General features: G+C 67.3%; 26 protein-coding genes. 17 read left to right on the plus strand and 9 right to left on the minus strand.

Features of this window, described 5'->3' with window-relative positions:
* The first annotated feature begins 15 nt into the window (after positions 1-15).
* The 4 genes from NQK35_RS00515 (at position 16) to NQK35_RS00530 (ending at position 4,261) form a co-directional block, all read left to right on the plus strand.
* Positions 16-987, plus strand: a complete 972-nt coding sequence (locus NQK35_RS00515) for a ribose-phosphate diphosphokinase (RefSeq protein ID WP_009212296.1) — start codon at positions 16-18, stop codon at positions 985-987.
* 165 nt (positions 988-1,152) lie between these two features.
* Positions 1,153-1,746 carry a 50S ribosomal protein L25/general stress protein Ctc gene (locus NQK35_RS00520; protein ID WP_048742612.1) on the plus strand — a complete coding sequence of 198 codons (594 nt, stop codon included), beginning with the start codon at positions 1,153-1,155 and terminating at the stop codon, positions 1,744-1,746.
* Between the two features lie 75 nt (positions 1,747-1,821).
* The gene (locus tag NQK35_RS00525; RefSeq protein ID WP_257114216.1) at positions 1,822-2,937 is read left to right on the plus strand and encodes a mannose-1-phosphate guanylyltransferase; all 1,116 of its coding nucleotides are present in this window, start codon (positions 1,822-1,824) and stop codon (positions 2,935-2,937) included.
* 142 nt (positions 2,938-3,079) lie between these two features.
* Entirely contained in the window at positions 3,080-4,261 is a 1,182-nt protein-coding gene (locus tag NQK35_RS00530) for a BMP family ABC transporter substrate-binding protein (RefSeq protein WP_257114217.1), read from the plus strand.
* 142 nt (positions 4,262-4,403) lie between these two features.
* Here NQK35_RS00530 and NQK35_RS00535 read toward each other — a convergent pair whose 3' ends face one another.
* From NQK35_RS00535 to NQK35_RS00545, 3 genes are all read right to left on the minus strand, one after another.
* The gene (locus tag NQK35_RS00535; RefSeq protein WP_257114218.1) at positions 4,404-5,264 is read right to left on the minus strand and encodes an NgoMIV family type II restriction endonuclease; all 861 of its coding nucleotides are present in this window, start codon (positions 5,262-5,264) and stop codon (positions 4,404-4,406) included.
* Positions 5,261-6,229, minus strand: coding sequence for a DNA cytosine methyltransferase (locus tag NQK35_RS00540; RefSeq protein WP_257114219.1), 969 nt, complete (start codon positions 6,227-6,229; stop codon positions 5,261-5,263). The genes NQK35_RS00535 and NQK35_RS00540 overlap by 4 nt, the downstream gene beginning before the upstream one ends.
* Before the next feature lie 173 nt (positions 6,230-6,402).
* The gene (locus NQK35_RS00545) at positions 6,403-7,176 is read right to left on the minus strand and encodes a phosphomannomutase (RefSeq protein WP_048742606.1); all 774 of its coding nucleotides are present in this window, start codon (positions 7,174-7,176) and stop codon (positions 6,403-6,405) included.
* A 136-nt stretch (positions 7,177-7,312) separates the two neighbouring features.
* On the opposite strand from NQK35_RS00545, the gene dapE reads away from it, so the two are divergent.
* From dapE to NQK35_RS00560, 3 genes are all read left to right on the plus strand, one after another.
* A complete protein-coding gene (gene dapE / locus NQK35_RS00550) occupies positions 7,313-8,506 on the plus strand; it encodes a succinyl-diaminopimelate desuccinylase (protein ID WP_257114220.1) in 1,194 nt (397 codons plus the stop codon).
* Positions 8,503-9,228, plus strand: a complete 726-nt coding sequence (locus tag NQK35_RS00555) for an LOG family protein (protein ID WP_257114221.1) — start codon at positions 8,503-8,505, stop codon at positions 9,226-9,228. The genes dapE and NQK35_RS00555 overlap by 4 nt, the downstream gene beginning before the upstream one ends.
* 191 nt (positions 9,229-9,419) lie before the next feature.
* Positions 9,420-9,584, plus strand: coding sequence for a DUF3117 domain-containing protein (locus NQK35_RS00560; RefSeq protein WP_009212287.1), 165 nt, complete (start codon positions 9,420-9,422; stop codon positions 9,582-9,584).
* Between the two features lie 80 nt (positions 9,585-9,664).
* Here the strand turns inward: NQK35_RS00560 and NQK35_RS00565 are convergent, their stop codons facing one another.
* The 4 genes from NQK35_RS00565 to NQK35_RS00580 form a co-directional block, all read right to left on the minus strand.
* Positions 9,665-10,294: an O-methyltransferase gene (locus tag NQK35_RS00565; protein ID WP_257114222.1), complete on the minus strand. Its 630-nt coding sequence runs from the start codon at positions 10,292-10,294 to the stop codon at positions 9,665-9,667.
* A 187-nt stretch (positions 10,295-10,481) separates the two neighbouring features.
* A complete protein-coding gene (locus NQK35_RS00570) occupies positions 10,482-11,612 on the minus strand; it encodes an Mrp/NBP35 family ATP-binding protein (RefSeq protein ID WP_257114223.1) in 1,131 nt (376 codons plus the stop codon).
* Positions 11,613-11,622: 10 nt separating this feature from the next.
* On the minus strand, positions 11,623-12,216 hold the full coding sequence (locus NQK35_RS00575; RefSeq protein WP_257114224.1) for a DUF1003 domain-containing protein: 594 nt from the start codon (positions 12,214-12,216) through the stop codon (positions 11,623-11,625).
* On the minus strand, positions 12,209-13,513 hold the full coding sequence (locus NQK35_RS00580) for a magnesium transporter MgtE N-terminal domain-containing protein (protein ID WP_009212283.1): 1,305 nt from the start codon (positions 13,511-13,513) through the stop codon (positions 12,209-12,211). The genes NQK35_RS00575 and NQK35_RS00580 overlap by 8 nt, the downstream gene beginning before the upstream one ends.
* A gap of 101 nt (positions 13,514-13,614) precedes the next feature.
* Here NQK35_RS00580 and NQK35_RS00585 point away from each other — a divergent pair, with 101 nt between their 5' ends.
* Positions 13,615-14,334, plus strand: a complete 720-nt coding sequence (locus NQK35_RS00585; RefSeq protein ID WP_257114225.1) for a general stress protein — start codon at positions 13,615-13,617, stop codon at positions 14,332-14,334.
* Between the two features lie 23 nt (positions 14,335-14,357).
* Here the strand turns inward: NQK35_RS00585 and NQK35_RS00590 are convergent, their stop codons facing one another.
* A complete protein-coding gene (locus tag NQK35_RS00590) occupies positions 14,358-15,866 on the minus strand; it encodes an aminopeptidase P family protein (RefSeq protein ID WP_257114226.1) in 1,509 nt (502 codons plus the stop codon).
* Between the two features lie 81 nt (positions 15,867-15,947).
* Positions 15,948-16,946, minus strand: coding sequence for an asparaginase (locus tag NQK35_RS00595; protein ID WP_257114227.1), 999 nt, complete (start codon positions 16,944-16,946; stop codon positions 15,948-15,950).
* 215 nt (positions 16,947-17,161) lie between these two features.
* Between NQK35_RS00595 and NQK35_RS00600 the strand changes: the two genes are divergently transcribed.
* From NQK35_RS00600 to NQK35_RS00640, 9 genes are all read left to right on the plus strand, one after another.
* The gene (locus tag NQK35_RS00600; protein ID WP_009212279.1) at positions 17,162-18,010 is read left to right on the plus strand and encodes a PHP domain-containing protein; all 849 of its coding nucleotides are present in this window, start codon (positions 17,162-17,164) and stop codon (positions 18,008-18,010) included.
* A complete protein-coding gene (locus NQK35_RS00605) occupies positions 18,007-18,636 on the plus strand; it encodes a MarC family protein (RefSeq protein ID WP_048724863.1) in 630 nt (209 codons plus the stop codon). The genes NQK35_RS00600 and NQK35_RS00605 overlap by 4 nt, the downstream gene beginning before the upstream one ends.
* Positions 18,637-18,827: 191 nt before the next feature.
* Positions 18,828-19,373, plus strand: a complete 546-nt coding sequence (locus tag NQK35_RS00610; RefSeq protein WP_257114228.1) for an LPXTG cell wall anchor domain-containing protein — start codon at positions 18,828-18,830, stop codon at positions 19,371-19,373.
* Positions 19,374-19,935: 562 nt separating this feature from the next.
* Positions 19,936-22,302 carry a glycogen/starch/alpha-glucan phosphorylase gene (locus NQK35_RS00615; RefSeq protein WP_257114229.1) on the plus strand — a complete coding sequence of 789 codons (2,367 nt, stop codon included), beginning with the start codon at positions 19,936-19,938 and terminating at the stop codon, positions 22,300-22,302.
* Between the two features lie 170 nt (positions 22,303-22,472).
* Entirely contained in the window at positions 22,473-22,859 is a 387-nt protein-coding gene (locus NQK35_RS00620; RefSeq protein ID WP_257114230.1) for a GntR family transcriptional regulator, read from the plus strand.
* Positions 22,856-23,584: an ATP-binding cassette domain-containing protein gene (locus tag NQK35_RS00625; protein ID WP_048742596.1), complete on the plus strand. Its 729-nt coding sequence runs from the start codon at positions 22,856-22,858 to the stop codon at positions 23,582-23,584. The genes NQK35_RS00620 and NQK35_RS00625 overlap by 4 nt, the downstream gene beginning before the upstream one ends.
* Positions 23,584-24,396, plus strand: coding sequence for a hypothetical protein (locus tag NQK35_RS00630; protein ID WP_257114231.1), 813 nt, complete (start codon positions 23,584-23,586; stop codon positions 24,394-24,396). The genes NQK35_RS00625 and NQK35_RS00630 overlap by 1 nt, the downstream gene beginning before the upstream one ends.
* Positions 24,397-24,498: 102 nt before the next feature.
* A complete protein-coding gene (locus NQK35_RS00635; RefSeq protein WP_257114232.1) occupies positions 24,499-25,107 on the plus strand; it encodes a CPBP family intramembrane glutamic endopeptidase in 609 nt (202 codons plus the stop codon).
* A gap of 260 nt (positions 25,108-25,367) precedes the next feature.
* On the plus strand, positions 25,368-26,294 hold the full coding sequence (locus tag NQK35_RS00640; RefSeq protein WP_009212271.1) for an AlbA family DNA-binding domain-containing protein: 927 nt from the start codon (positions 25,368-25,370) through the stop codon (positions 26,292-26,294).
* Positions 26,295-26,428 lie beyond the last annotated feature (134 nt).

The raw sequence follows: 26,428 nt of genomic DNA on the forward strand, positions 1-26,428 counted from the left end.
AGGAGAGACAACCGCATGAGCGGATTGGTGACCACCGGAGAGAAGAACCTCGTCCTCGTTTCTGGGCGAGCTCACATGGACCTGGCTCACGCAGTGGGCGAGGAAATCGGATGTGGGGTCTCGCCGGTGACGGCCTACGACTTCGCCTCCGGCGAGATTTACGTGCGCTTCAACGAATCCGTTCGCGGCGCCGACGTGTTCGTCCTGCAATCCATCGCGGGCGACATCAACAAGTGGCTCATGGAACAGTTCATCATGATCGATGCCGCCAAGCGGGCCTCCGCCAAGCGCATCACCGTGGTCGCCCCCTTCTACCCCTACTCTCGCCAGGACAAGAAGCACCAGGGGCGCGAGCCCATCTCGGCGCGCCTCATGGCGGACCTCTACCGCGCGGCCGGAGCCGACCGCATCATGAGCGTTGACCTGCATGCCTCGCAGGAGCAGGGCTTCTTCGACGGCCCGGTCGATCACCTCTTCGCCATGCCCGTCCTCGTCGAATACGTGCGCGGACGCGTGGACCTGACCAACACGGCCATCGTGTCCCCCGACGCGGGTCGCATCCGTGTCGCCGAGAAGTGGTCCACGAAGCTGGGAGGCGCGCCCCTGGCCTTCGTCCACAAGACCCGCGACACGACCCGCCCCAACGTCGCCGTCGCCAACCGCGTCGTCGGTGAGGTCGCGGGCAAGGAATGCGTCCTCGTGGACGACATGATCGACACCGCCGGCACGATCACGGAGGCCATCAAGGTCCTCAACAACGCCGGCGCCAAGAAGGTCATCGTCGTGGCGACGCACGGCATTCTCTCCGACCCCGCCGCGCGCCGACTCTCCGAGTCCGGGGCCGCCGAGGTTGTCGTCACGGACACCCTCCCGATCGCCCCCGAGAAGCGTTTCGAACAGCTGACGGTCCTGTCCATCGCGCCGCTCCTCGCCCGCGCCATCCGCGAGGTCTTCGAAGACGGTTCGGTCACATCGCTGTTTAACTGACCGGCTCCCGCTTCACATCCGCCCTCGCCGTGAGGTACCCTGTTGGGGTTGCTCCGGCGAGGGCGGATCCGTATCCGCCGTTATCGACAGGGCCTGAATCGATACGCGACGCGTCTCCTTCACTCTGCCGACACCGCAGCCGGACCTGAGAAACGAAGGAACAACATGAGCGACAACCCCGTCCTGCTGGCCGAAGAGCGCACCGAGTTCGGTAAGGGCGCCGCCCGCCGCGCCCGCCGCGCCGCCAAGGTCCCCACCGTCCTGTACGGCCACGGCGCCGAGCCCCGCCACCTGGATGTGCCCGAGCACGACCTCTTCCTCATCGTTCGAGGCACCAAGAACGCCCTCGTCGAGCTGAAGATCGCCGGCAAGACCCAGCTTGCCCTCGTCAAGGACGTGCAGGTCCACCCCGTGCGCCGCAACATCCTGCACGCCGACTTCCTGGCCGTCAAGGCCGGCGAGAAGGTCGACGTTGAGGTTCCCGTCGTCGTCACCGGCGAGCCTGTCCCCGGCACCGTCCACTCCCTCGAAGAGTTCACCATCGCGGTCAAGGCTCCCGCGACCGCCATCCCCGAGAGCCTCGAGGTTTCCATCGAGGGCATCGAGGCCGGCTCCGCCGTGCGCGTCGCAGACCTGGCCCTGCCCTCCGGCGTCGAGGTCGAGCTCGACGCCGAGACGGTCATCGTGTCGGTCCAGGAAGCCGCCGCTGAAGAGGAAGCGGAAGCCACCGAGGAGGCGACCGAGGAAGCCGCCGAGTGACGCCTGCGCACTGACGCTCTTCGAAGGGGCGAGGCCGTGGCCTCGCCCCTTCCTCCTATCTGCGATACTGGGGGCATGAATGACCTCCACGTGATCATCCCCGCCGGCGGCGCCGGCACACGACTGTGGCCACTGTCGCGACGCAACCACCCCAAGTTCCTCCTCGATCTGGCCGGGACGGGGCGCACCCTCCTGCAGGGGACAGTCGACCGCCTTAAGACCCGGGCCTCGTCGGTGACCATCGTGACGGGACAGTCCCACCGTGACGGCGTGCTCAATCAACTGCCCGAGTTTGCCGACTCCGCCACTCGGACGCTCCTCATCGAGCCCTCCGGGCGCGACTCCATGGCCGCGATCGGACTGGCCGCATACGTGGTGCGCGAGCGCTACGGCGATGAGGCGATCATCGGCTCCTTCGCTGCCGACCACCTGATCGCCCGGCCCGAGCTGCTCCACTGCGCCATCGACGAGGCCGTGACCGCGGCCGCCGACGGCTACGTCGTCACCATCGGCCTGACGCCCACGGAAGCCTCCAGCGCCTACGGGTACATCGCGCCGGGACCCGCCCTGGGCGGACCCGCGCCCGGCGCGGGCCCGCAAGCACGGCGCGTCGCCGAGTTCGTGGAGAAACCCGATTCGCTTACGGCCGCCTGCTACGTGCGCGACGGATACCTGTGGAACGCCGGAATGTTCATCGTCTCCGCTGGCGTCCTCGCGCGCCACCTCGCGCGCCTCCTGCCCGACATGCACGACAGGCTCGAGACGATTGCGCGCGCGTGGGGGAGCGACGACTTCCAGAGGGTCCTGAGCGAAAACTGGCCCCACCTGACGAAGATCGCGATCGACCACGCCATCGCCGAACCTGTCGCCGCCGACGGGGGAGTGGCCGTCGTTCCCGCCGACGCCGACCTCGGATGGACGGACCTGGGTGACTTCGACGCCCTCACCGCCGTCGCGGCGGCCAGCGGGCGCCTCGGCGAGGCGCTGCGCATCGAATCCGACGGCGCCCCCGTCTTCGGCTCCACCGCCCACGACGGGGCGCCCGGGGCGCTCGTCGCCCTCGTCGGCGTCCCCGACGTCGCCGTCGCCCTCACCCCCGACGCGATACTCGTCACCCGCAGGGACCGCGCCCAATCGGTCAAAGCCGCCGTCGACGCGGTGGCGGCAGCGGGGCGCACCGACCTCCTCTAAGGACAAGGGACTGCCTCACGCATCGCGGCCCACTGCCTCGGGGCGCGCCTCTCGCGCGGTGACGTGAGCCCCCCGCCCAGCCGCGGCTCGGCGGCGCTGGTAGCGTGATGGGCAGCAGACGCACTGACGAAAGGCACCCGACGTGAACAAACGGACCACTGCCGCCCTCGCGGCGACCGCGACGGCGGCCGCCCTGGCCCTCGGCGCATGCTCGTCCACGCCCGCCGCTGTACCCGCCGACACAGCCAAGGTGTGCGCCGCCATCTCGGGCGCCCACGGAGATGCCTCCACAGATCCGGTGGCGCTCGCGCTTGCGGGCGGCGCGAGCCGGGCGTCCATCGCCTACGACAGCGCCACGGGCGAGGGGGCACCGGCGTCGCTCGTCTCCTCCGGCTGCACGCTCATCGTCGGCGCTGACTCCACGATGGCCTCCGCGATCTCCGAGGCCGCCCGCGCCAATCCCCGCACCAGGTTCGCGCTGGTGGGAGCCTCCTTTGTCGATGCCAAGGGACACGCGACGACGCTGAAGAACGGGTCCGTCGTCGATGTTGACGCCTCGCAGGCCGCCTACCTCGCCGGCTACGCGGCCGCCGGCATGACGACGACCGGCACGCTCGGCGTCGTCGGCGGCGCGCGAGACAACGTCACCAGCTCGCAGATGTCCGCGTTCTCGCAGGGAGTGGACGCCTACAACCTCGCCAACGGAACCTCCATCAGCGTCCTCGGCTGGAACACCGCCACTAACGACGGCACGTACGCGCAGGACGCCGACCAGGTGCGCGCCGCCACCTCCGACTTCATATCCCGAGGCGCCGACATCATCCTGCCCCTCGCGGGAGCGGCAAACCAGGGTGCGGCGCGCGCCGTGACGGAGGCCGCCAACCCGCTCGTGCGACTCGTCTGGTCGGGGCTGACCCGCCAGGACCTGAAGGGACTGACCCGCGACGAGGCCCAGTCAGCCGGGGATGTCCCCATGTCGGGCCAGTCGGGTGCCGCGCCCCAACAGGTGGTCGACACGCAGTCCTTCGCCGACGCGTTCAGCTACATCCAGATCTCCGACGAGGTGCGCGCCTCCATTGGCGCCCCGGTCCTGACGGGTATCGTCGTCGACTACTCGAGCGCCGCCGATAAGCTGATCTCCGACGCGTCCGCGGGCGGCCCCTCCTCGACCGTTCCCGTGTCGCTGGTCTCCGGCGGAGTGATCCTCACCGGGTTTGGCTCCTACACGCCGATGCTCTCCGCCGACCTCAAGCTCGGGCTGTCCGACATGGCCGGCCAGATCGAGAGTGGTGGCCTGACGGTCTCCACCCCGTTTGACGCCTGAGGCTATACGCATGCGTGAGTCCGCCTATTGGAGAGGCCAACCCCGTTGACGCGGCGGCTACGAATTGCCGCACACGGAACGCCGGAGGGGACCCGTGGCGGGCTTACGTGAGGGGCAGCTGGCCATTGCGAGGAACGCTCGTCTAGATTGCCAGGTCACAGGGGAGATCGGAGATGTCCCGTAATCGTTGACCGTCGATGAGGGTTTCGAGGGTGTTCACGGCTTCACCACTGCCCGATGCGTGGGTTGCTTCGATGAGTTCCGGCAGGGCGAAGTGATACACGGTGTCGATGTCGCCTGTGCCCAGGGCCAGTGATGAAAGCCTGGACGGGGTGGGTTCCCCTGTGACCACAACGATGTGAGGGGTGTGGCCTTTCCTGTTTCGGATCAAGTTGAGGGCTTCTGAGCGGGCATTTTGTGCGCGGTCTGATCGGAGGGTCCACTTGCATGACACAACAGCATGCACGATGGGGTAGGACTGGTTACGGGCCAGTAGCGGCGAATAGGATGCGACGCCATCGATAAGGATCCCGGCTTCTTCCAGTTCCTGGAGAAGAACCGGATGACGCACAATCAAGACATCCGGCGAAATGCCGTACGAATTTCCGAGAATAGTGGCCAGAGTTGGATTCCGTGTGATCGCCTCAGCGAGTTCATCAAGGTGACGATACGGTTCGTATTGAGCGAGAAACTGCCCGTGACGCGCACTACCAACGTTGAGTACCTCCCATCGTCCGGGACGCAGGGCAGACAGCGCGGGGAACGTGTCACGCAGGAAGGAACTCACCGCATCTTCAAAGTTTCGGCCGGAGCTTTGGCCTTGTAGCTTGCGTATGCCGTGAGCTGCACCCAGGTTGTGCGCGATGGTTGCAGCAAGGTCGCGCGATAAGCGTTGAGACTTGTCAGCGTTGCTTGCCACTCCGCTTGAGTTGATCGATAGGGTGCCAGATTCGATGAGAGCACGGTGAAAACGACGACGAGCCTCCATCAGACCGATGCTCATGCAACCTCCTCGTTGCGCGCAGCTGAGGCGTTCAAGACCGACGCGATCTGCACGCCGACGGCCCGCGCAACCGGAGGTGGAAAAGCGTTACCAACCTGCCGGTATGCGTGCGTCTTTGCCCCGGTAATAGTCCAGTCGTCAGGAAAACCCTGGATGCGGGCAGCCATTCGGACGGTAAGGCGGGGTGCCCCTTGGAATCCCGGATCGGGGGCATCCGGTGCGATAGTTGATCCGTTGACGCCGAGTTCCGCCCAGGCGCGCCGAGCACGGGTAGGACCCAAGTCAGGGCCTCCGTGTTTCTTGGAGCCGCCAACAAGAGTCGGTGCGATGCGATTCGCTTGTGCCGCCCACGCCGACGCGCCCTCCCAGCCTCGTTTAGCCATGAGATCCGCGAGAGTTTCCCCCACGGTGGGCGCCGCATTCTGGAAGGGACTCGGGTACTCGAAGGAGGGTGCGGTGTCGTGGCGAAAGCCGACAGCGATGACGCGTGGCCGTAACTGTGGAACGCCGAAATCAGAGGCATTGAGAAGTTTCCACTGCAGCGAGTATCCGACCTGCGCCAGATGTTCTTCCACGCTCGCGCGGTAGGCATCAAACTTAGGGTCGAGGAGGCCACGAACATTCTCGATCATGATCGCGCGCGGACGTACGACGCTCACGAGTTCGATCATCGCGGGGAAAAGATCGCGTTCGTCGTCGGCGCCGAGCTGCTTGCCTGCGTAAGAAAACGGAGGGCACGGAACTCCCCCGGCAACCAGATCAACCCCGCGATACTCGTGAGCGTGGTCTCGAATCCAGGGAACGACGTCTCCTTCGATGACGTTCCACTGAGGACGATTCTCGCGAAGCGTGTTGCATGCGTGATGATCGATCTCGACGACGGCGAGATGATCAAATCCCGCTTGCTCCAGTCCAAGGGCTTGTCCTCCAGCACCGGCACAGATCTCGATAGATGTCAGAGTCATGTTCCGCCTTCCGTCGCTGTGCCCACCGGATGATTGTAGGCGAGCGAATGATGCAGGGAGAGGGGCGAAGCGCCGGCGGTCTGGGGCGGACGGGGTGTTGTCAATCATAAGCCCAGGCTACGGCTGGTCATACTCATCTGCGTCCGCCCAGGATCCCCGTTTGACGCCTGAGGCTAACGCGGCAGGCTCTTGGCCAGCAACGCCCCGGCGCACAGGGCGTCCGCGTCCAGGACGAACGCGGGATCGACGCAGTAGAGGCCCGGCCCCTGCGGGAGCGCAGGATTCGAGGACAGCGCCTCGGCCAGCGCGGCTCTCACCTCGCCATCAGGGACGGACGCGGTGAGCGAGCGCCCGTCTGAGGAAACGACGAGCCTCACGTCGCCCTCCTCGACGCGCCGCACGCCGACACGGTCGAGAAGCAGCGGAAGAATCCCCGAGGGATCCGCGCAGGACACGCTTCGCGGCGCGGGAGCGCCTCCGGCCACCGCGGTGATCCTCGCGGCCGCGCGGTCGACGTACGCCCCGACCATGCCCTCGCCGACCGATTCCCAGCCCCCGCACGCGCGCACGATCGAGGACTCGTCGCCGTTGGCCGCCGCGGCCTCGTCAATGAGAGCAAGCGCAGACGCAGAGGCCGGCGCTCCCTCGCTCGATCGGTCGACGGCGCGCCCGCCCAGGTACACCAGAGCGCGGGAGTCCTCCGTGACATACACGGCGCCGTCGGCCATCACCATGCGCACCGAGAAAGCGGTGAGGGGAGCGGGCAGCGCGCGCGGCATCACGAGCCCGTGCCCGCCGGCTCCCTCGACGATGGCAGCTCCCTCCCGTGCTCTCTCCATCCCCTCCGCGGTCTCGTAGCCGATGATCAGGCGGAAACGACCGCCCGTGGCGGCGGACAGGAAAGAAGCGATACCCGCAAAGAGCGACGGGCTAGCACAGCGTGTCATGTGCAGAGGGTAACACCACGAACGCGCGAGTGATAACCGTGCCCGCCACCCGGCCGCGGGAACCGCTTCCGTCCGCCGCCTCGCCGCGACACCGGGCGCTCGCGACTATCCTGAGGGAAGCGACGAAGGAGGAATCATGCAGCTGACGGACGTGACTGACCCGATTGCGCTCGCTCGCCAGATGATCGACATCCCGTCGGTGTCGGGACAGGAAGGGCCCCTCGCCGACGCCGTCGAGGCGGCGCTACGCGACGCGGGCTTCGGCACGGTCCCGGCCCTGGAGATCCTGCGCGACGGCGACGCGGTGTGCGCGCGCACACGGCTGGGGCGGGGCCAGCGTCTCGTTCTCGCGGGGCACCTGGACACCGTCCCCATCGCAGACAACGTTCCCGGCCGCAGCGAAGAGCGCGACGGTGTCGAGATCCTGTGGGGGCGCGGCTCGGTGGACATGCTCGGCGGGTGCGCGGCCTCCCTCGCCCTGGCCTGCGAGGCCGGGCGGAGCGCGCGCGGGGGAGCACGGCCGCCGCTCGCCTACGACGTGACGTGGATCTTCTACGACCACGAGGAGGTGGCCTCAGATCTCAACGGCCTGGGGCGCATCCACCGCCGCCACCCCGAGTGGCTCGACGGTGACCTCGCGCTTCTCGGCGAGCCCACGTGTGCGCAGGTGGAGGGAGGCTGCAACGGGACGCTGCGCATCATCGCCCGCTTCCCCGGGCTGGCCGCGCACTCGGCGCGCGCATGGATGGGAGACAACGCGATCCACGCGATGGCGCCCGTCATCGAGAGGATCGCCGCCTACGGCAACCCCGTCACCTCCGTTGACGGGCTGGACTTTCGCGAGTCCCTCTCGGTCGTGCGCGTCGAGGGAGGCACGGCGAACAACGTCATCCCCGAGTCCGCCTCCATGACGGTCAACTACCGTTTCGCGCCCTCAAGAAGCGCCGAGGATGCGCTCGCGTGGGTGAGGAGCCTCTTCGAGGCAACGGGAGCCACCGTCGAGGTCGACGACCTGTGCGAGGGGGCGCGTCCCGGAGCCGATTCCGCGCTCGCCCAGCGCTTCCTCGAGGTTGCGCGCTCTCACGCGGCGCGGGCGGGCGGTGAGCTGCGTGTGAGCGCCAAGGTCGGCTGGACGGACGTCGCCCGCTTCACGCAGGCGGGGGTTCCCGCCATGAACTTCGGCCCCGGGGACCCGCTGCTCGCGCACACGCGCGACGAACACGTGCCGACCTCGGATATCCTCAGGGTGCATGAGACGCTCCGGGAGTTCGTGCTCGCGCCGACGCGCGCGTGCGCGAGCCCAGAACCAACGAGGAAGACACGATCATGAACAAGCTCGACAAGACCTACCGTCGCGGATCCGTCGTCTTACGCGGCACGCAGATTCCGCGTCTGACGGCCGACGCGTCGCTGCTGCAACCCGAATCCAATGCCGACTGGAAGCACACCGACCCGTGGAGGGTCCTGCGCATCCAGTCCGAGTTCGTCGAGGGATTCGAGGCCCTGGCCAAGGTTGGCTCCGCGGTCTCCGTCTTCGGCTCCGCGCGCACGCTGCCCGACGACCCCCTATACCGCGGCGCCCAACGCATCGGTGAACTCCTGGTCGAGCGCGGCTACGCGGTGATCACCGGCGGAGGGCCTGGCATCATGGAAGCGGCGAACCGCGGCGCGTGGGAGGCGGGCGGCACCTCGGTGGGGCTGGGCATCGAGCTTCCGCACGAGGAGGGCATGAACCAGTGGGTGAACCTGGGGGTGAACTTCCGGTACTTCTTCGCCCGCAAGACGATGTTCGTGAAGTACTCTCAGGGGTTCATCGTCATGCCCGGCGGCTTTGGAACGATGGACGAGCTCTTTGAGTCCGCCACGTTGCTGCAGACGGGCAAGATCCGTTCCTTCCCGCTCGTCCTCGTGGGAACACAGTACTGGTCAGGATTGGTTGATTGGGTTCGCTCCTCGATGGTCGAGGCGGGGATGATCTCGGCCGACGAGGTGTACCTGCTGCACGTCGTTGATGACCCGGTTGAAGCGGTTCGCTTGGCGACGGGAGCGTAGGGTTTCGGCGCATTCTCGGGGACCGTGCCCGCGCCGAGGTCGCGTGCGCACGTGGGGCTCGGCCCGCCCCCGTTCCTCCCCTTGCGGCCGCGCTGACTAGCTGTTAATGAAAGAATGCGCTTATCCGGTAAGATAGGGGTGATGCCCCCGCCGTTGGTGGCTCGGGCGTAACTCTCAGAAGGAGTGCACACATGGCAGCAATGAAACCTCGCACGGGGGATGGTCCCCTGGAAGTCAGCGCGGAAGGCCGCGGCATCGTCGTGCGAATCCCCACCGAGGGGGGCGGTCGCCTCGTTATCGAGATGAGCGCGCAGGAGGCGGCCGAACTCGCCGATGCGCTCGGCAACGCCATCTGAATCTACCGACGAAGCGGTGGGAGAGGGAAGCGGCCCTGTCCCACCGCTGTGCTGTCTGTCGGCTCCGCGCGCGCTCGATCTCAGCGCTTGACGGCGACCGCGAGCCCGTCTCCGACGGGCAGGAGCGCGGAGGCGAACTCCTCGGAGTTGCGCAGGTAGTTCACGACCTCACGCGCGACGACGGTGCGCGCGTCTCGGCGCGCCGGGTCGGCCACCTGGTCATGCCACAGGGCGTGCACGAAGGCGATTGTTCCGCCGGGGCGGAGGATGCGAACGGCGTGGTCGAGGTACTGGGGTGTTTCCTCCAGGTCTGCGTCCAGGACCACCAGGTCATAGCCGCGTGCGGCCATGCGGGGAAGCACATCCAAGGCGCGCCCTGCGATGAGGCGCGTGCGGTGGGAGGAGACCCCCGCGGCGGCGAAGTTGCGGCGCGCATGCCCCAGTAGCTCCGACTCCATGTCGATGGTCGTCAGCACTCCGTCCGTGGCCATGCCGTCGAGGAGCCACAAGCCCGAGACCCCGGCCCCCGTTCCCACCTCGAGGACGGCTCGCGCGCCGGACACGGCGGCGAGCATGCGAAGCGCCGCACCGGTTCCGGAGGAGACGGGCGTGGCTCCGAGTTCCGCGGCGACGACGCGGGCGGCGGTCAGCGCATCGCTTTCCGCCACGTAGTCTTCGGTGTACACCCACGTCTGGGCCTTGTCCGCCATCACCTGTTCCTCACGTTGTTTCGTTCTCCTCGACGAGGAGCGCTCTCGCGTTCGCTCTTCCCCTCGCCTCAGGGTACAGGCGAGGAATGAACGGGGCGCGGTGGCGCTCCGGAAGATCGGGAAAAGTGGGCGGGGGCGCACGTATGTGCAGGTGCGGCCCCGCCCGTGGGGGACGCGGGCAGCGGCATCAATGCTGGATGGGGGAGACGCCGAGTTGGCGGCCCGCCAGGCCGCGGTCCGCCGACGCGAGCTGCTTGCCGAGGGCGGCGAGGACCTCGGCGGCGGGGCCGGAAGCCACGGACACGGGTTCGCCGCGGTCGCCTCCCTCACGCAGCGCGATGTCGAGGGGAACCTGGGCGAGGAGGGGGACCTCGTAGCCGAGCTGGGCGCTCAGGCGCTTGGAGACAGCCTGCCCGCCCCCGGATCCGAAGATCTCCAGGCGAGAGCCGTCGGGTTGGGGCAGGAACGACATGTTTTCGACGACCCCGATGACCTTCTGGTTCGTCTGAGACGCGATCGATCCGGCGCGCTCGGCGACCTCGGCGGCGGCGACCTGCGGGGTCGTCACGACCAGGATCTCGGAGGTGGGGAGCAGCTGCGCGATCGAGATCGCCACGTCGCCCGTGCCGGGGGGCATGTCGATGAGCAGGACATCAAGGTCTCCCCAGAACACGTCGGCGAGGAACTGCTGGAGGGCCCGGTGGAGCATGGGGCCGCGCCAGATGACCGCCTGCCCGTCGGGGACGAACATGCCGATAGAAATGACCTTGACGCCGCCAGCGCCGCCCGGTGGGATCATCATGCCGTCGATGACCTGCGGGTCGTGAGCCACCCCGAGCATGCGCGGGATCGAGAACCCGTAGATGTCGGCGTCCATGACGCCAACCTTGAGGCCATGGGCGGCCATCGCGGCGGCCAGGTTCGCGGTCATGGAGGACTTGCCGACACCGCCCTTTCCAGACGTGACGGCGATGACGCGGGTGAGGGAGTCGGGACGCGAGAAGGGGATCTCGCGCTCGGGTCGTCCGCCGTTGAGCTTTTCCCGCAGCGCCTTCTTCTGCGCGTCGTCCATGACACCCATCTCGACGGATACCTTCTCGACGCCCTCAAGGGCGCCGACGCGGTCGGTGACGTCCTTGGAGATGGTGGTGCGCAGGGGGCAACCGGCGGTCGTGAGCAGGACCTTGACAAAGACGGAGGAACCGTCGATTGTCACCAGGTCGGGGCCGACCATGTTGAGGTCGGTGATGGGGCGGTGGATCTCGGGGTCGATGACCTGGCCGAGAGCCTCCATGACGGAATCGAGCGTGACTGGCATGCCCTCCACTCTACTGGCCGGGGTGTCCATCTTCTAGGGGACAGCCCCCGGTTGCTCGGGGCTCTTCCTGCTCGCTGCCATCCGTTCGTTCCCGCTCTCCAATCGCCAAGGCGGCTGTGTCCGCCGCCAGCTCGGAGCGCAATTCGTCAAGCATGTCGCGCAGCTCCGAGCGCACGAAGTCGCGCGTGGCGACATCCTGGAGCGCGAGGCGCAGGCCGGCTATCTCCCGGGCGAGATACTCGGTGTCGGCCAGGTTGCGTTCCGCGCGCAGGCGGTCCTGCTCGGCTTGGACGCGATCGCGCGCGTCCTGACGGTTCTGCGCGAGCATGATGAGCGGGGCCGAGTACGAGGCCTGGGTCGAGAACGCGAGGTTCAACAGGATGAAGGGGTAGGGGTCCCACGCGGCTTCTTCGCTGATGCTAGCGAGCAGGAGGTTAGCGGAGATCCACGCGACGACGAAGATCGTCATGTACAGGACGAACTTCGGGGATCCCATGAAGCGCGCGGTGGCCTCGGCGAAGCGCCCGAAGCCGTCGCCGCCGCCGCCGGAGCGACGGAAGAACGACCGGCGCCTTTCGAGCGGGTTATCCAGGCGATCAGCCATCGATGCTCCTTGCCATCATGCGGTCGGTCACGTCGTCGTCGTAGTCGCGCCAGTCGGTGGGCAGGAGCTCGTCGAGGACGTCGTCGACCGAGACAGCGCCGTGGAGGTGCCCGTCCTCGTCGACGACCGGGAGGACCGTCAGGTTGTAGGTGGCGAGCAGTCGCGTGACCGTCGCGATGTGGGCGTTGGGTTCCACGGACTCGATGTCGCGGTCCAGGATCGTTCCCAGGAGGGTCTGCGGAGGCTCGCGCAGGGCGCGTTGGATATGCACCATGCCCAGGTATTGGCCCGTCGGCGTCTCCTGGGGAGGGCGGGCGATGAACGCCACGGTCGCGATGGACGCGGGAATGTCCTCGCGCCGCACGGCGGCGAGCATCTGTGCCACGGTCGCGTTGGGGCCGAAGACGACGGGTTCGGTGGTCATGAGCGAACCGGCGGTGGACTCGTCGTAGGTCATGAGGCGACGAACGTCCTCTGCTTCCTCGGGTTCCATGAGGGCGAGGAGGGACTGGGCTTGGGCATCGGGAAGCTCGGCGACCAGGTCGGCGGCGTCGTCGGGCTGCATGACGTCGAGGACGTCGGCGGCGCGGGCAGCCTCGAGGCCCGAGACGATAGCGACGCGGTCGTCGTCTCCCAGCTCCTCAAGCACGTCGGCGAGGCGGGCGTCGGTGAGCTGCGTGGCGACCGCCATCTTGCGGTCCTGGGGGAGGGTGTGCATGAAGTCGGCCAGGTCAGCCGGACGCATGTCCTCCGTGTACTGCAGCAGCGCGGTGGCCGCCTGGTTCGAGTCCGTCTTGAGCAGGCCCGACACGTCGGACACGTCCACCGTCAGGGTCTCGCCGCTGCGGGTGAAACCAAGGGAGGACGTGCGCACGCGCTGGACATGCAGGGTGGAGATGACCCAATCCTTGGGACGCCGTTGGCGCATCGCCACGTCGAGGATGCGCACCTTCCCGGAGCCGTCGTTCATGGTGACGACCCGGTCGAAGAGCTCGGAGAGCACGAGGGTCTCGATGGGGCGCTGGGTGAAGGAACGGATGTTGAGCAGGCCGGTCGTGATGACCGAGCCGGACTCGATCGCGGTGACGCGGGTGAGCGGCAGGAAGACGCGTTTGCGTGGCCCGACCTCGACGACGAAGCCGATGACGTTGGCGGCCGATTTCAGCCGAAAGATGACAACAACATCGTGAATCTTACCAACCTGGTCGCCCAAAGGGTCGAAAACACCGGTGCCGGCGAGCTTTCCGATGTAGACGCGGCGGCCCTTGGTGCCTAGTTCAATAGATGCGATGCTCACCTAATCATTTTAGGCTGTGGACTAAGGAAGCGTAACGGCGAGCCGGGCGCGGGGTGGACAATGCGTCCCATGCCACCGCCGCCGCGGTGTAAGGAGACACGATGCCCCAAGCGATAGAACCTCAGATGCCCACCGGCACGGAGGTCGCCTCCTACCAGACCTACGCGCAGGCGCGCGCCGGGGTGGATTACCTGTCCGACAACGGCTTTGATGTCTCGTCCATCACGATCGTGGGTACCGACCTGCACCTGGTGGAACGAGTGAGGGGACGCCTCACGATCGCCCGCGCATCGCTGTCCGGCGCCTCCAGCGGCGCCCTGTGGGGGGCGCTGATCGGCATGCTGATGTCTGCGGGACAGAGCGTCGGCGGAACCGGAGGATGGGTCGTGAGCGGCATCGTCGTCGGCGCGCTCGTCGGGATGGCCCTGGCCGCGCTGGCCTTCATCATCCGGGGGCGTAACCGCGACCTGGTGTCCTCCCAGCAGGTCGTTGCCGTGCGCTACGCGGTGCTGGCCTCGGCCGACATCGACCGCGCCTACGCGCTGCTGCAGCGAACGCCCGGCAACCGGGCGCGTGCCCAGCGCCCGCGGGCAGAGACTGAACTTCCGAAGAAGGACTCGGTGGGCTTCTTCCCGGATGGCCGCCCGCGTTTTGGCGCGGCCACCAAGGAAGGCGACGTGCCCGGGGCGCCGGCCGCGCCCGAACCGGGAGCGGCGCCCGAGGGTGGAAGCCCCGAGGCACCTGCCGCGCCCGACGCGCCGCCCTCCGGGCAAGAGGACGCCCCGGCCTCGTCCCCGTCGAAGGACTGCCCCGAGGCGTAACCTCGGGGCGGCGCGAGGAGCGCTCAGCGCGACTGGATCGACGCGATCCACTCCTCCACTTCTGCGATCGTTCGCGGGATGTCCTCGGAGATGCGGGTCACCGATCCGTCCGCGTTCACCACGACGTCGTCCTCGATGCGCACGCCGATGCCCCGATACTCCTCGGGAATCAACAGGTCGTCGGCGCGGAAGTACAGGCCAGGCTCGATCGTGAAGACCATGCCCGGCTCCAGGAGCGCGCCCTGGTAGAGCTCCGAGCGCGCCTTCGCGCAGTCGTGCACGTCCAGGCCCAGATGATGGCTGGTGCCGTGCGGCATCCAGCGGCGGTGCTGCTGGCCGCCGGGCGCAAGTGACTCCTCGGGGGTGACGGGCAGGATACCCCACTCGTGCAGGCGCGCGGCGATGACGCCCATGGCGGCGTCGTGCACGTCCTTGAATCGGCAGCCCGGCTGGTTCGCGCGCGCCAGGGCTGCCTCGCAGGCGTCAAGCACCGCCTGGTAGACGCGGGCCTGGACCGGCGTGAAGCGACCGTTGACGGGCAGCGTGCGGGTGATGTCGGCGGTGTAGAGGGAATCAACCTCGATGCCGGCGTCGACGAGCACCAGGTCGCCCTCGCGGACCTCGCCGTCGTTGTCGATCCAGTGCAGGGTATTCGCGTGGTTGCCCGACGCGGCGATCGTCTCGTAGCCCTCGCCGTTGCCCTCCTCGCGGGCGACCGCCCGGAAGGCCCCCTCAATGACGCGCTCGCCCCTGCGGTGGCCGACTGCGCGGGGCAGGACGCGGATGATGTCCTCGAAGCCGGCCTTGGTCGCCGCAACGGCACGCCTCATTTCCTCGAGCTCGAAGGCATCCTTGGTCAGGCGGATCTCGGAGAGGCGCTCCTCGAGTGCCTCGTCCTCCTCGCGGGCGTCCTCACCGGCAGGCAGACCCGCCTGAGCGCGCACCTCGTTGACCATGTCCTCGATGCGCGCGTCAACGCCGCGCACGATGCGCAGCGCGACGGTGCCCGCGTCCTTGGCGAGGGCGTCGCGCAGGGTGTCGATGTGGCGGGTCTCCAGGCCGGTCGCGGCGGAGAGCTCTTCCAGCGAGGGACGCGCCCCCACCCAGAACTCGCCGTATCGGGCGTCGGCGTAGAACTCCTTGGAGGAGCGCGAGGCGCGGGGCTTGAAGAACAGGAGGGGCGTGTGCGTGCCGTCCTCATTGGGCTCGAGGACGAGGACGGTGTCAGCCTCCTTCTCCGCGCCCAGGCCCGACAGGTGCGCGAAGGCGGAGTGGGCGCGGAAACGGTAGTCGCAGTCGTTGGAGCGGACCTTGTAGGGACCGGCGGGCACGACGAGGCGTTCACCCGGGAAAGGGGCGCCGGCCTTGAGGGCGCGGGCGGACAGGAAGTCGGCGACGGGGTCGCGCTCGGGCAACTCGCTGGGGCGCGGAGCCCACCCGGTGCCGATGAAGTCACGGAAAGCGGAGGACTGGGGTTGACGGGAGCGGCTCTCGCCGCGGTCGGCCATGGACTGGGAAGCTTCTTCACTCATGCCGCCCATTCTACGGCGGCGCGACATCGCCTGGCAGGCGTATGCGGCCCAGGGGGCTGCCACTGATGCGAGCGAGCGCCCCTAGTCCTGGAGCGTGAGTTCGCCCGCGATGGATGTGCCCATCCACCGAGCGAGGTCCTGGTCCCGCACCCCCTGGGACAGGAGGAAGACGGTCTTGGCATACAGCGCCTCCAGCGTCATGTCGTGAGCGCCGATCGCCCCCAGCTTGGCCAGCGCGTCCCCGGCTTCGTAGTGGCCGAGCATGACCTCTGCCTGGTAGCACTGGGAGGCGACGATGATCGGCACTCGCGCTTCCGTCAGCTCGGCCAGGACGCCGACGAAGCCGGGCTCGGACGCGGGAATATTCCCGACGCCGAAGGCCCGCAGGATCAGCGCGTCGGGGTGCGCCGTGGTCATTGCCCGTAGCCTGGCGGCGCTCATGCCCGGAACAACATCGACCACGGCAATGTCCTGGCGCGCGTAGGGCAGGGGAGAGGCCCAGCCGGTGCCCGCGTGGGGCGTCCCGTACCAGCGCCACGGCGCGCCCGTGCGGGCCACCGGGGAGACGGAGGGGGATTCGAAGCCCCGGAACGCCCAGGACGAGGTCTTGGTGGCCCGATTGCCCGCCAGCAGTTTGTGGCCGAAGAAGAGCATGACGCCCCTGGCGCGGCGCGACATCGCCGCGCGCAGGGCTCCCGTCACGTTCGCCGAGGCATCCGATCCGACGACGCCCAGCGGGTACTGGGATCCCGTGATGACGACCGGCTTGCCCAGGTCCGCCAGCGCGTAGGACAGGGCGGCCGCCGTGTAGGCCATGGTGTCCGTTCCGTGAAGGACGAGGAAGGCGTCGGCCTGCGTCGCGTGGGCGGTGATGTCGTCGATGATCGTCTGCCAGTCCTCGGGGGTTGCCTCCGAGGAATCGATGAGGGGGTCGAGGACGGACATCGAGATGTTGGAGGCCACCTCGATGCCGTCGAGCTGGGAGCTGAACCATCCCTGCAGGTCCGCGCCGGGACGCAGGCCCTCCGGGGAGTCGATCATGCCGATCGTGCCGCCGGCGTAGGTCACGTGAAGACGCACGATGCGTTCCTTTCTGAGGCGTCATCCTAGTTTCCTACAGACACCGATGGTGCGCCCTGCCTGGTCATTCATCGGACGCGTTGCGGTGGCGCCGAGAGAGGCGACGAATCGAGGAAGACGAGGGCGGGAGGGCAGAGCATCGCGGGAGCGCGGGCGGCGGGCGGAAGAGCCCGCTCCGAAACGGTTGTGTGATCGGGCTAATGGGGTAGTCTCAGATGGTGAAGCGAATCGATCCCCACACGCACAGCGCCTACTCCGATGGGACAGACACCCCCGCGCAGCTCCTCGCAGCCGCCGCGCGCGCGGGGCTGGACGCGATTGCTCTGACCGACCATGACACGACCGACGGGTGGGACGAGGCCTGCGCTGCCGTATCCGCAACGGGCGTGAGCCTCATCCGTGGCGCCGAGATCTCGTGCTCGGCATCGGGAATCTCCGCCCACCTTCTCGCCTACCTCTTCGATCCGGCCAACCCCGGCCTTCTCGACGTCTTTCGACGCACCCGCCAGGACCGCGAGACGCGCGCGCGGCGCATCGTGGACAACCTGTCGGCCGACTATCCTATCTCCTGGGAGGACGTGCTCGACTTCGCCCCCGAGGGCGGCCCGGTCGGGCGCCCCCACATCGCCGACGCGCTCGTGAGAGCCGGTTGCTTCCCCGATCGCGGTGCCGCGTTTGTTCACGCCCTGCACCCCTCCGGCCCCTATTACGTGCACCACTGGGCGCCCGACCCGGTCGAGGCAGTGCGCCTCGTGCTCAAGGCCGGCGGTGTGCCCGTTCTGGCCCACCCTCGCGCTCGCGGGCGTTCGCGTCTGCTGCCCGAGGCGGTGATCGGCGACATGGCGGATGCCGGGCTCTTCGGGATCGAACGAGACCATCGCGATCACGGCCCCCAGGACCGCGCGGACGTCGAACGCATCGGCGGCGAACTCGGGCTGGCGCTCTTCGGCTCCTCGGATTACCACGGCAGCGGCAAGCCGAATCGCATCGGCGAGAACACGACCGACCCCGCGACGATTGCCGAGGTCGTTAAGCGCGGGTACATCGGGGTGGTCGAGCCGTGAGCTTCTTTGACGTCACGCTGTTTGCGACGGCGTTCGCGACCCTGACGGTCATCATGGACCCCATCGGGACCGTCCCGGTCTTCTTGGGGCTCACGAGCCGGTACGCGCCGCTCAAGCAGCGTCGCGCGGCGATCCAGGCGACCTCGGTGTCCTTCGGCGTGATCGTGACGTTTGCCATTCTGGGTGGGCAGATTCTCCACCTCCTCCACATCTCCGTTGAGGCCCTCCAACTCTCCGGGGGAGTGCTCCTCTTCCTGGTCGCCATGGAGCTCCTCATGGGAACCGACTCCTCCTCTCCGGACACCGGTGACGAGGGGGTCAACGTCGCGCTCGTGCCCCTGGGTACGCCCCTGCTGGCCGGGCCCGGATCGATCGTTGCGGTCATGGTCGCGGTCGGCCAGGCGGGCAGCAACGTGGGGTCGTGGGTGGCCGTCCTGGTGGCGGTCGTCCTGGCGCACGTGGTGATGTGGCTGACCATGCGATTCTCGCTGATGCTCTCGCGTCTGCTGGGGCCGGGCGGAATCATGCTGCTCACCAAAATTTCGGGTCTGCTCCTGGCCGCGATTGCAACCCAGCTCATCATGGAGGGGATCTTCCGGTTCATCGCGGCAGCGAATGCCTCCTAGGCGATCGGGGCGGGTGGTCGGTATCACCCGCTGGCGCGGGGTGGCGGGGGAGTGCGGCGTGTCGCTTCGTGGAATCTGTTCTCTTTGGTCAGGAAGTGTTGTATGGTGGCAGTGAACGTCGTGACGCGACACTGTCCGTACCGGTCAGGGTCACGCATTCATCCCTCACCACATCCGTATCAGGAGAAATAATGAAGAAGACGAGCTCGTCTCTGCTCGCCGCGACCGCGGCCCTCGGCCTGATCGCCGGTGCCGCCGGCGCCGCCATTGCTGCCGAACCTACCCCCGGCAGCTCGCCCTCGCCCTCGTCCCCGGCGACCGCCACCCCGGCCCCCGGCAACGGCGCGGACAACAACACTCCGGCCCCGCAGCCGTCTCAGGACACGCCGAGCACCCCTGCGCCTCCGAGCGCCACTCCGGCCCCGCAGCCGTCCCAGGACGCGCCGAGCACCCCTGCGCCTTCCTCGCCCGCGGCCGATCAGGGCGGCGCGGGCGCCAACTCCGGCCCCGTGGGCAGCACCGGCGTGACGACCCGCGGCCAGATCTCCAACGGCAACGGCCCGGCCCCGGTCTCCGCTCGTGGCGGCATTCGCAACACGAACACCCCCGCTGAGAGCGCGGCTCCGACCGGCCCGACCCTGGCCAACACCGGCTCCGCCGCGACGCTCGCCGCGGGCGTCGGCGCGATCGCCCTGGCGGGCGGCGTGACCCTGGTGGTTGCCCGCAGGCGCCACTGAGGCCTATCAGCCTGACAGGCGGCGCGGATCTGCTCGCACAGAGCGGATCCGCGCCGCCTGCCGTTTACGCAGATCGCCCGTCGTTTGTGCACGAACGTTCATCTCAAAAACCCGAACTTGCACCGAAAATGGCCCTGTCGTCTTGATTTGATGTATGCGTCACAGGCACAATGGATGTACCGAATGTCACCATGAATAGAGCCCTCATGATGAACCGGTGATGGGAAGTGGCATCGCTCAATCGAGGGGTGCCACTTTCCTGCTATGCGTCCCTGCGGGCAGTGCCCCCGCAGGGACGCGCCGCGTCGGCGCGGGCAGTTGTGCCGGGCAGTGCTCGACCGGTAACTGCGCCGCCCCGTCGGTTCTGACGTGGGTATTTGGTCGCGCAACTGCCATGATCGGGTGCTCTTCGTCACGGTAGTGGAGGTGGGGAATATCCCACAGGGGCTCCATCGGATGGACAACTGGCCGCGCGTCGCTACGCTCTAGAATTGAGGCCCGACCCCGACCCGGGGTGCTCGCCCCTGGGCGAGAGCGGTGCAGTTACAAAAAAGGAAAAAGTATGACGCTGGATCTGACTCAGTCGCTGCCCTCTCATGTGCGCGCGACCTCTGGACGCCCCGTTGAAGACTCGACCCTGATGGAGGTGTGGCAGGGACTGTCCGCCGCCATCGTCGACCAGATCGCCGACAACTGGGCGGCCACCACCGAGCGCTACGCCAAGGGGCGTCAGGAGCACTACTTCTCCGCCGAGTTCCTCATGGGGCGTGCCCTGCTCAACAACCTGTCAAACCTCGGCCTCGTCGACGAGGCGCGCGAGGCCCTGGCTCGCTACGGCCTCGACCTCGGGCAGGTCCTCGAGGAGGAGCCCGACGCCGCCCTGGGCAACGGCGGCCTCGGACGTCTCGCCGCGTGCTTCCTGGACTCCTGCGCCACCCTCGACCTGCCGGTGCGCGGCTACGGCATCCTCTACCGTTACGGCCTGTTCAAGCAGCTCTTCGACAACGGGTTCCAGACCGAGCACCCCGACCCGTGGATGGAGGAAGGCTACCCCTTCGTCATCCGCCGCGAGGAGCGCGCCCGCATCGTCTCCTACGCCGACCTGACCGTGCGCGCCGTTCCCTACGACATTGCGATCACCGGCTACGGCACCAAGAACGTGGGCACCCTGCGCCTGTGGAAGGCCGAGCCCATTGAGGAATTCGACTACGACGCCTTCAACTCCCAGCGTTTCACCGACGCCATCGTCGACCGTGAGCGCACCATGGATATCTCGCGCGTCCTGTACCCCAACGACACGACCTTCGAAGGCAAGGTCCTGCGCGTGCGCCAGCAGTACTTCTTCTGCTCTGCCTCCCTGCAGGAGATCGTCGAGAACTACGTGCGCCACCACGGGTCGGACCTGACCGGCTTCGCCGAGTACAACGCCGTCCAGCTCAACGACACTCACCCCGTCCTGGCCATCCCCGAGCTCATGCGCATCCTCATGGACGAGCACGGCCTGGGGTGGGAGGATGCCTGGGCGGTCGTCTCCAAGACCTTTGCCTACACGAACCACACGGTCCTGGCCGAGGCCCTCGAGACCTGGGACATTCACATCTTCGATCGACTCTTCCCGCGCATCTCCGAGATCGTGCGCGAGATCGACCGTCGCTTCCGCATCGACATGGCCGACCGCGGCCTCGACCGGGGGACCATCGACTACATGGCGCCCGTCGCGGGCAACTCCGTGCGCATGGCGTGGATCGCCTGCTACGCCTCGTATTCCATCAACGGCGTCGCCGCCCTCCACACCGAGATCATCAAGCGTGACACCCTCAAGGAGTGGTACGCGATCTGGCCGGAGCGCTTCAACAACAAGACCAACGGCGTCACCCCGCGTCGCTGGCTCAAGCAGTGCAACCCGCGCCTGGCGGCCCTCCTCGACGAGGTGACCGGCTCCGACACGTGGGTTCGTGACCTCACGGAGCTGTCCAAGTTCACGTCCGCCGGATCCGATGCGGTTCTCGAGCGTCTGGATCGGATCAAGTATGAGAACAAGGTTGAGTTCGCGGCCTGGGTGAAGGAGCGCGAGGGCGTCGACATCGATCCCACCGCGATCTTCGACGTTCAGATCAAGCGCCTGCACGAGTACAAGCGTCAGCTGCTCAACGCGTTCTACGTCCTGGACCTGTACTTCAGGATCAAGGATGACCCGACGCTGGACACGCCCAACCGCGTCTTCATCTTCGGCGCGAAGGCCGCCCCCGGCTACATCCGCGCCAAGGCGATCATCAAGCTCATCAACGCTATCGCTGAGCTGGTGAACAACGATGCGGACATCAACGGGCGCATCAAGGTTGTCTTCGTTCACAACTACAACGTCTCGCCCGCCGAGCACATCATCCCCGCCGCGGATGTGTCCGAGCAGATCTCGATGGCTGGCAAGGAGGCCTCGGGCACGTCGAACATGAAGTTCATGATGAACGGCGCACTCACCCTGGGCACCCTGGACGGGGCGAACGTTGAGATTCTTGAGGCCGTGGGCGAGGAGAACGCCTACATCTTCGGCGCGACGGACGATGAGCTGCCTGAGCTGCGTCGTCACTACGATCCGCGTTGGCACTACGAGAACGTCCCCGGCCTCAAGCGCGTCATCGACGCCCTGACCGACGGTACGCTGGACGATGCCCACTCGGGCTGGTTCCACGACATTCGCCACTCGATCCTCGAGGGCGGATTCGATCCGGCCGACGTCTACTACGTGCTGGGTGACTTCGCTTCCTACCGCGAGACCAAGGACCGGATGGCCGCCGATTACCGCGACCGCGCGGCCTGGAACGCTCGCGTGTGGGTGAATATCACCCGCTCGGGGCGCTTCTCCTCCGACCGTACGATCTCCGACTACGCTCGCGAGGTGTGGCGTATTGAGGGTGAGCCGATCGCCTGACGCGTGCGCGTGAGGGAGGCCCGGGACCGAGAGGTCCCGGGCCTCCCTCCCTTATGTGCATGTGATCTGTGACTCATCGGCGAGGGTATCTGTATTAGCTCGTTGACACAGATAAGAAATCGTGTCATTGTATTACTGTATTAATACAGCAAGACAGGAGGGATACATCGATGCGCATCGATGACACCCGCCCCATCTGGATCCAACTCGCCGATTCCTTCCGATCCCGCATCACCAACGGGACGTGGAAGCCGGGAGAGAAGATCCCCTCCGTCCGCGACCTCGCCATCGAGGCCGGGACGAACCCCAATACCGTCCAACGAGCCCTCGCCGCCCTCGACGAGGAAGGGCTCACGATCCCCAAGCGAACCGCCGGACGTTTCGTCGCCACCGACGACGCCGCCCTGCGCACCCTGCGCCGAGACGACGCGCGGGCAGCGGCGAGCGCCTTTATTCGCGCCTGCCGCGCCCTCGGCGTCGAGAAGGAGGATGCGCATCGTCTCCTCGACGAGCGGTGGGACGCGGACTCAGAGCACACAGGAGGCATCCCCTCATGACCACCCAACCCCCGGGCGCCGCGCAGGCGTCCCCCGGCCTCGTTCACATCGAAGGCCTCACCAAGCGTTATCGCAGCGTCGCCGCCCTCCAGGACTTCACCCTCACCCTGGGCGCGGGCCACATCGTTGGCCTCATGGGACCCAACGGATGCGGCAAGACCACGCTGTTAAAGATCCTCGCAGGAGTCCTGTCCGACTACGAGGGAAGCGTCACTATCGACGGGCACCACCCCGGCCCGGTATCCAAGTCCATCGTCTCCTACCTGCCCGACGTGGACTTCCTCAACCCGGACTGGACCGCGCGCACGGCCATCAAGGAGTACGACCGGTTCTTCGCCGACTTCGACGCCGACAAGGCGGCCGCCATGGTTGACTTCTATGGCCTGCCCGAGACGCGACCCCTGAGCGAAATGAGCAAGGGCATGGGGGAGAAGCTCCAGATCGCCCTCATCATGGCGCGGCGAGCCCGCGTCTACCTCCTCGACGAGCCCATCAGCGGCGTCGATCCGGCAACCCGCGACGTCATGCTCGAGGGGATCCTGCGCGAGTTCGATCCCTCGTCGCTGCTCATCATGTCCACCCACCTCATCTCCGACATCGAACACTTCGTCGACTACGCGCTCTTCATGAAAGAGGGCAGAGTCTTCCTGGCGGGTGACGCCGACGACCTGCGAGCCACGCGGGGAGACTCCCTCGACGCAATCTTCCGGAAGGAGTACCGCTGATGTTTTGGACACTACTCTCATACGAGATTCGCTCCAGGGCACGCTCCGTCGCACGCGTCCTCGAGATCATCGTCGCGGCCATCGTCCTGACCCTCGTCGTCCTCGCTTTGGACATCCCCGTGCTAAGCGACTCAGCCTTGCGGATTGCCTACATCCTGTGCTGCGGGATTCCCGCCGGCTTCGTCATCGCCGGAATGATCGACTACTGGAAGACCCTGTACGGCCAGCGCGGGTACTTCATGATGAGTCTGCCGGCCTCGGGATCCTCGATTTTCTGGGCGAAGGTCACCCGGATCTGCCTCGAGTCCATGGTCGGCCTGGCCTTCGCCGTTGGAGGCATCGTCGCCACCGCCGCCGAAGACGCCTCCCGCAAGGGGATGAGCCTCGCGCAGTACACGGCGGACATCCGTGGCGTCCTCGCGGTCTTCCCCACCCCTCTCCTCGTGGCCCTCGCGGTCGCGCAGGTGATCTCGACGCTGGCAGTGGTCGTTCAGGCCTGCGCCGTCATGACGATCGGGGCCGAGGGCCGCTTCAACCACATGGGCTTCGGGGCGCCGATGATCAGCTTCATCATCCTCTACTTCGTCAACCAGGTGACCGGTGTTGTCGGTACGCTCTTCTTCCCGCTGTCCATCAACCTGCGGACCGGGCGGTTCGGCGCCGACATCATGTGGACCTCCTTCATCTCGATGACGGACGACACGCCACCCGAAGTCGTTGGACTGGGCTCCTTCATCCTTGGTCCCCTCTGCGCCGTCGTCATGGCGATCTGGGCCTCTCGCTCCATCGAGAAGCACACGTCCCTGCGCTAGCTACCCGTCCTCGCGGGGCGAGCAGGCCTTGCTCTTCGGCGCACTCACGCTCCCGGAGCTCCCCGTCCTCGCGCGTGCGCGAGCCAGGCATAGGAGGTTTCAATGTTCCTGTTATCGTCAGCGATCAGCGCCTTCGCCCAGCTCGGCCTGATCCTTGTGCTCCCGCTCGCGTGGTGGGCGCTCACCGCCAGACGCAGCGTTGGCTTTGCCTCCTGGATCGGCCTGCGTCGGCCGACATGGGACGGGAGAAGGGGGCGGCTCGGCGTAGCCGTCCTCGCGTGGGTGGCGATCGGTGCAGCTTCGACAGCGTTGCTCCAATCCCTCTCGGGCCAGGTTCCCGCCGCACGTTTCGCCGGGCAAGGCTTCGGTGGCATCGTGCCGGTCCTGCTCTTCGCGATCATCCAGACCTCCCTCGCCGAAGAGATATTCTTCCGGGGCTTCCTCGGCAAGCGGATCATCGCCAGGTGGGGTTTCGCCCCCGGCAACGCCGCTCAGGCCATCGTCTTTGGCGTCCTGCACGTCGCGTTGTTCGCATCCTTCGCGGACCCCGTCCGTCTGCTCCTCGTCGGCATCCTGACGGGGTCCAGCGGGTGGATCGCCGGGTGGATCAACGAGAAGAGCGCCGGGGGATCGATCCTGCCCGGCTGGGCCCTCCACGCGAGCGCGAACCTGCTCGTCGGAACTGCGGCGGCGTTCAACCTCATGGGGTGAGCATGGTCCCGGCCGGCGGTTGACTCCGCTGGCCGGGGCTTCGCTGTGTCTGTGCGGGCCAGCCAAGGGTACCCATCCGTCCCGCTCGATCTCGACGGGCTTCGCTGTGTCTGTGCGGGCAGCTTCGAGGGAACGTTCGCCCGGTTTGGAGGAATCATCCAGTCTCCTATGATGTTGTAGGAGCGAGAGACGCCCCCGAAAGGAGACCCGTGGAACCAGCGACCGGCTCATTCGTCCCGGCGAGCCCGGACCTGATCTGGATGGTGTTCATCCAGCAGGTCCTCATCCTCATCGCGTGGCTGATCGGTGTCGCGGTGCGCCGCATGCTGAAGAACCGCATGACGATGTCCACCGCGTCGGCGACCCTGACCGGACTGGCCGGCCTGTGGGGTGGCCTGGTGATCGCCGGGTGGATCTTCGACTCCGGTGACCTGTGGAAACCCGGCATGATCGCCGTCGCCGCGCTGGTCGCCCTCGTCGTCGTCATCGTGGTCGCGCTGGTCGCCGCCTACCTGCATCCGCGCCCGGGCCTCGTCCCCATCCGGGAGGTCGTTCAGCGTGGAGAATCCGACTCCCTCGAATTCAAGTCGAGCGCTCGCTGGAACATGCGCACGGGCAAGCGTGACGACGCGATGGAGACCGTGATCGCCAAGACCGTCGCCGCCTTCATGAACTCCGGTGGCGGCACCCTGCTGATCGGTGTCGACGACGATGGTCGGCTCATCGGCATGGGACCCGACTACTCGACCCTCAAGACGCCCGACTCCGACCGTTTCGAGCTGTGGATCCGAGACATGTGGGGGCAGCGGATGGGGACCAACGCCGCCGCGCTGCCCAGGCTCGACTTCGCCGAGGCCTCGGACCCGCAGGAGGGGTACGAGCGCCAGGAGGTGTGCCGAGTGACCATCCCGCCCTCGCCCCACCCCGTGTACCTGAGGGGGCCGAAGGGCAAGGGGGAGGCCGAGTTGTGGGTGCGCGTGGGCAACTCGACGCGGCGCCTGGAGGTCGCGGACGCGGTCCAGTACGTGTCGATCCGCTGGCCCGAGAGCGTGCGGGTTTCCCCGTGGACGCGCGTGCGCCTCCTGGCGATGCGCCGCCGTGAGATGCCGACGCGCCTGCCGGGCGTCGTGGAGCGGGTTCTCACCGAGCGCGCGATGAGCGGATTGTCTGCGGTGGAGGAGCAGTGAGCGACGCGGGGCGTCGGTAGGCTCCGCATTGCTGAGAGACGAAAGCGGCAGTGCGGCGACGTCAGACCCGCCGTCGGACGTCCGTCATCCGTCGTCTGTCGTCTGTCGTCTGTCGGTGGGCGGACCATCGCCCC

The sequence above is a fragment of the Schaalia odontolytica genome (assembly GCF_024584435.1).
Lineage (GTDB): Bacteria > Actinomycetota > Actinomycetes > Actinomycetales > Actinomycetaceae > Pauljensenia.

Bases quoted from the DNA above. Each gene is read 5' to 3' on its own strand.
- NQK35_RS00515 (WP_009212296.1), top strand. From the start codon at position 16: ATGAGCGGATTGGTGACCACCGGAGAGAAGAACCTCGTCCTCGTTTCT.
- NQK35_RS00520 (WP_048742612.1), top strand. From the start codon at position 1,153: ATGAGCGACAACCCCGTCCTGCTGGCCGAAGAGCGCACCGAGTTCGGT.
- NQK35_RS00525 (WP_257114216.1), top strand. From the start codon at position 1,822: ATGAATGACCTCCACGTGATCATCCCCGCCGGCGGCGCCGGCACACGA.
- NQK35_RS00535 (WP_257114218.1), bottom strand. From the start codon at position 5,264: ATGAGCATCGGTCTGATGGAGGCTCGTCGTCGTTTTCACCGTGCTCTC.
- NQK35_RS00540 (WP_257114219.1), bottom strand. From the start codon at position 6,229: ATGACTCTGACATCTATCGAGATCTGTGCCGGTGCTGGAGGACAAGCC.
- NQK35_RS00545 (WP_048742606.1), bottom strand. From the start codon at position 7,176: ATGACACGCTGTGCTAGCCCGTCGCTCTTTGCGGGTATCGCTTCTTTC.
- dapE (WP_257114220.1), top strand. From the start codon at position 7,313: ATGCAGCTGACGGACGTGACTGACCCGATTGCGCTCGCTCGCCAGATG.
- NQK35_RS00555 (WP_257114221.1), top strand. From the start codon at position 8,503: ATGAACAAGCTCGACAAGACCTACCGTCGCGGATCCGTCGTCTTACGC.
- NQK35_RS00560 (WP_009212287.1), top strand. From the start codon at position 9,420: ATGGCAGCAATGAAACCTCGCACGGGGGATGGTCCCCTGGAAGTCAGC.
- NQK35_RS00565 (WP_257114222.1), bottom strand. From the start codon at position 10,294: ATGGCGGACAAGGCCCAGACGTGGGTGTACACCGAAGACTACGTGGCG.
- NQK35_RS00570 (WP_257114223.1), bottom strand. From the start codon at position 11,612: ATGCCAGTCACGCTCGATTCCGTCATGGAGGCTCTCGGCCAGGTCATC.
- NQK35_RS00575 (WP_257114224.1), bottom strand. From the start codon at position 12,216: ATGGCTGATCGCCTGGATAACCCGCTCGAAAGGCGCCGGTCGTTCTTC.
- NQK35_RS00585 (WP_257114225.1), top strand. From the start codon at position 13,615: ATGCCCCAAGCGATAGAACCTCAGATGCCCACCGGCACGGAGGTCGCC.
- NQK35_RS00590 (WP_257114226.1), bottom strand. From the start codon at position 15,866: ATGAGTGAAGAAGCTTCCCAGTCCATGGCCGACCGCGGCGAGAGCCGC.
- NQK35_RS00600 (WP_009212279.1), top strand. From the start codon at position 17,162: ATGGTGAAGCGAATCGATCCCCACACGCACAGCGCCTACTCCGATGGG.
- NQK35_RS00610 (WP_257114228.1), top strand. From the start codon at position 18,828: ATGAAGAAGACGAGCTCGTCTCTGCTCGCCGCGACCGCGGCCCTCGGC.
- NQK35_RS00615 (WP_257114229.1), top strand. From the start codon at position 19,936: ATGACGCTGGATCTGACTCAGTCGCTGCCCTCTCATGTGCGCGCGACC.
- NQK35_RS00620 (WP_257114230.1), top strand. From the start codon at position 22,473: ATGCGCATCGATGACACCCGCCCCATCTGGATCCAACTCGCCGATTCC.
- NQK35_RS00625 (WP_048742596.1), top strand. From the start codon at position 22,856: ATGACCACCCAACCCCCGGGCGCCGCGCAGGCGTCCCCCGGCCTCGTT.
- NQK35_RS00630 (WP_257114231.1), top strand. From the start codon at position 23,584: ATGTTTTGGACACTACTCTCATACGAGATTCGCTCCAGGGCACGCTCC.
- NQK35_RS00635 (WP_257114232.1), top strand. From the start codon at position 24,499: ATGTTCCTGTTATCGTCAGCGATCAGCGCCTTCGCCCAGCTCGGCCTG.
- NQK35_RS00640 (WP_009212271.1), top strand. From the start codon at position 25,368: ATGGTGTTCATCCAGCAGGTCCTCATCCTCATCGCGTGGCTGATCGGT.